Below are 2,250 nucleotides of genomic sequence, written 5' to 3' on the forward strand. Positions count from 1 at the left end.
TGAATCGTCCCGGGTTTGATGCGCACCTTCTTTCTTGGGAAGGTAATCCTTATGCCGAATGTCTATCCAGCCGAGGTGCGAGAGAAGGCCGTGCGCCTGGTCCTCGAGCACCGTGGTGACTACGCCTCGGAATACGAGGCGATCCGCACAATCGCCGAACGGATGTCACTGAAGACGGAGACCGTACGGGTGTGGGTCCGCAAGGCCGAAGCGGCGGGCGATGGCACCCATGCCGCGTCGGCGTCCGAGGCGGAGATCGAACTGCGGGCATTGCGCCGGAAGAACGCCGAGCTCGAGAAGACCATCGAAATACTCAAAGCCGCAACATCTTTCTTCGCGCGGGAGTGCGACCCGCCACGCAAGTGATCTGCCGATTCATCGCCGAACACCGCGATCAGTTCGGGGTCGTACCGATCTGCCGCGTGCTCACCGAGCACGGGTGCACGATCGCCCCGAGAACCTTCTACGCCTGGCTGGCGCGCCCGCTGTCGAAGCGCGCCCTGTGGGACGCCACCATCACCGCTGTGCTGGCCTCGTATTACGTCGAGCGGGACGAGCACGGCAGACGCAAACCGGAGTCGTTGTACGGCTCGCTGAAGATGTGGGCCCACCTGCAACGTCAGGGCATCGAGGTGGCCCGCTGCACCGTGGAGCGGCTGATGCGCGTGAACGAGTGGCGCGGCACCACCCGGACGAAGAGGGTCCACACCACCATCGCGGAGCCGTCGGCGCCGCGGCCACCGGACCTGGTCGATCGGAACTTCCGGGTCGACCGGCCCGATGCGCTCTATGTCGCCGACTTCACGTACGTGCGGATGGTGCCCTGCTTCGCGTACACCGCGTTCGTGATCGATGCGTTCGCCGGCACGATCGTCGGTTGGGAGGTGTCGACGTCGAAGGAAACCGCGTTCGTAGAGCGGGCGGTGAATCACGCCTGCATGCTGCGGTCGATGCAAGGCAATCCGTTGCGCGAGAGGACTATTCACCACTCGGATGCGGGCTCTCAATATACGGCTCTGCGATTCGGGGAAACCCTGTTCCTGCAAGGACTTCGACCGTCGATCGGGTCGGTAGGTGACGCCTACGATAATGCCCTGGCGGAGACGACGATCGGGTTGTACAAGGCCGAGTGCATCGCCGACGATTCCCCGTTCCGCAAGGGGCCGCTGCGCACCATCGGTGACGTCGAGGAGGCCACCTCGGCGTGGGTGCACTGGTACAACACCGGCCGGCTCATGCATCGTCTCGGGCGGATCCCACCGGCCGAGTACGAAGCCAAGTACTACGCTGAACACCGTGCCGATCAACCGGTCGCACACAAATGACAGTGTGTGCATGAGACCCGGGATGGTTCACACCCCCAGCCCACCAGCAATGGACCCCGACGGGCGCGCGGCGCTGTATCTGGCTGTGGACCTCGCCACCAGTGCCTGCGAGGTGTTCGGTGAGGCCGGGGTCGCCGCGCTGTGCCCGCACTGGCGGATCACCCAGGTCCGCCCGGTCCGCGACATCGTCACCTACGACCTCACCACCCCCGGGGCCGCGCTGGCGATCGGGGCGCTGCCCGCCCTCGCCGCCGGCAACGAACACCGCGGCCTCACCCAACAATGGGCGAGGGCGATCTACGAAGACCAACCGGCGACAACGAAAGTCGACGGCATCCGCTACCGCACCGCCTACAACGACGACCACGCCCTCGCGCTCTGGGACTGCGACAACGCCATCACCGTCGCCCACGACCGCGCCGGGCAACCATTGGACCTCCCCCTGACCCACCCCCACATCCACCCGCGGCTCCTCGCCGCCCTGATCCCCCGGCACAWCACCGTCGCCCCCACCGACGAAAACCACTGCCCCAACTGCCAACGCGCCGCCGCGCCCTAACCACGACGCAACGACGCAACGACGCTAGCAGCAGCACCGTCACGACGACGCACGCAGATCGACGGGCGTTCAGCGAGTTCCGCGACGTCGTGCCCCCAGGTGCAGATCTCGATGACATCGGGGGGGTTTGACGGGGTTGCTCTGTGTGTTGGGCGGCGTCGAATAGGAGACCCGAGAAATTCCTTGACGACGATGTCGAGAACCCGCAACCGGCTCCGTCCCTGCACTGAACGCGACCACAATGGGCCGCACCACCACCCAGGAGAGACACCATGGCCAAGTACCTGCTGCTCAAGCACTACCGCGGCGCCCCGACCCCGGTCAACGACATCCCCATGGACCAGTGGAGCCCGGAGGAAATCTCCG

The 2,250-nt window shown here is 65.6% G+C and carries 2 protein-coding genes, 1 pseudogene and 1 other annotated feature; all 3 genes and pseudogenes read left to right on the forward strand.

The features are described 5' to 3' along the window. The first annotated feature begins 51 nt into the window (after positions 1-51). Positions 52-1,325 (forward strand): IS3 family transposase gene (locus AC1D1G_RS44505; protein WP_477956864.1). Its coding sequence is split into 2 segments (ribosomal slippage): positions 52-328 and positions 328-1,325, totalling 1,275 coding nucleotides; the frame shifts between segments, so codons are not numbered across the junction. Then, positions 324-455: a sequence feature (AL1L pseudoknot), on the forward strand. Its footprint overlaps the gene before it by 132 nt. A 22-nt stretch (positions 1,326-1,347) precedes the next feature. Next, positions 1,348-1,884, forward strand: coding sequence for an RES family NAD+ phosphorylase (locus tag AC1D1G_RS44510; RefSeq protein ID WP_477956865.1), 537 nt, complete (start codon positions 1,348-1,350; stop codon positions 1,882-1,884). A gap of 272 nt (positions 1,885-2,156) precedes the next feature. Next, a pseudogene (locus AC1D1G_RS44515) lies at positions 2,157-2,250 on the forward strand (YciI family protein); the annotation flags it as partial.

Source organism: Rhodococcus sp. P3_B8 (assembly GCF_056402775.1).